The 1,297-nt window shown below is 70.0% G+C and carries 3 protein-coding genes; 1 reads left to right on the top strand and 2 read right to left on the bottom strand.

Annotation, left to right across the window (positions count from 1 at the left end):
* Positions 1-273, bottom strand: a 273-nt coding sequence (locus AC04L7_RS18885) for a helix-turn-helix transcriptional regulator (protein ID WP_475513728.1), incomplete at its 3' end; no start/stop codon positions are given.
* Positions 274-360: 87 nt separating this feature from the next.
* Here AC04L7_RS18885 and AC04L7_RS18880 point away from each other — a divergent pair.
* Positions 361-768, top strand: coding sequence for a GFA family protein (locus AC04L7_RS18880; protein WP_299343764.1), 408 nt, complete (start codon positions 361-363; stop codon positions 766-768).
* 61 nt (positions 769-829) lie between these two features.
* Here the strand turns inward: AC04L7_RS18880 and AC04L7_RS18875 are convergent.
* The coding region (locus AC04L7_RS18875; protein WP_475513727.1) for a hypothetical protein at positions 830-1,297 on the bottom strand (468 nt) is incomplete at its 5' end.

The following is a 1,297-nucleotide window of genomic DNA, read 5'->3' as shown; positions in this document are numbered from 1 at the left end:
GGCAGCGGCCGTGCGCAGCGCCACGGCCACCGCAACGGCTTCGTCATCCTCCAGCAGTACCGGCGGCATCGCGGATCCGGCGCCGAGGCGGTAGCCGCCGCCCAGCCCGGGCGAAGCATCGATGGGGTAACCCAGTTCGCGCAACCGCTCGACATCGCGGCGGAGGGTGCGGCGGTCGATTTCCAGCCGCTGGCTCAGCTCGGCACCGGTCCAATGGCGACGGGACTGCATCAGCGACAGCAGGCGGAGAAGGCGGTTGGACGTACTGAGCATGGAGCCAGTATGCCCCGGCATTGAGGACTGATTCTGTCCTCGATAGAGGGAACACTGGAGCCTCCCTCCTGCAGCGAGCGCGTCCCCATGACCGTCCAGACGTACACCGGCAGCTGCCATTGCGGCGCCGTGCGTTACGAAGCCGACCTCGACCTGTCCGCCGGAAGCGGCCGCTGCAACTGCTCGGTCTGCGCCAAGACGCGGTACTGGGGCGTGGTGGTGAAGCCGGATGCCTTCCGCCTGCTGCAGGGTGAAGAAGCGCTGACGCGCTATCCGTTCGGCACGGGCATGGTGGAACACCTGTTTTGCCGTCACTGCGGCGTCAAGTCGTTCGGACGCGGCGAGCTGGAGGTGTTGGGCGGGCGCTATTACTCGGTGAACGTCGCCTGCCTGGACGATGTGGAACCCGCCCTGCTGGCGGAGATCCCGATCCGCTACGCCAACGGCCGCGACAACGACTGGTTCTCGGAGCCTGCGATTACCGCGCACCTCTGATCGGCCCCCGAAACGCAGGACGCCCCGGCATGCCGGGGCGTCCAGTCCGGGATCATCGGCCTCAAGCGCGGCTGCGGCGGGCCGGACGCTTCGCGGCGGCCTTGCGGGGCGCAGCGGCGCGCGTGCGCTTGGCCGCCGGCTTCTTGCGGGTGCGGGACGCGGGCTTCTTGCGCGCCGACGCCTTCAGGCCCAGCTTGACCAGCACGGGCTGCAGGCGGGCTTCGACATCGGCGCTGAAGCGCTCCACGCTCGCCTCGCCCTGCTCGCGGGCCTCCGCCAGGCGCTCCCGTACATCGCGCCGGGCTTGCCCGGCAAGCGCTTCCGCCTGCTGGCGCGCGGCCTGGAGTTTTCCTGCAGCGTCGGCGAAGGTGGTGAGGGCTTCGCGGCGAGCGACGGCGATCAGGCCCAGGCCAGCGAGCCAGACGTGGCGCAGGGTGGGTTCGGGGGTCTTGCGGGTGTTCTTCTTGGCGGCCATGGGGCGATCCACATGCCGGCCGCGACGGCCGGCTTCCATGACGGGATGCTGTCC

The sequence above is a fragment of the Pseudoxanthomonas sp. LjRoot204_2 genome (genome assembly GCF_056175765.1).
Note: the sequence above shows the minus strand (reverse complement) of the source record. Positions and strands in the feature narration are given on the sequence as shown.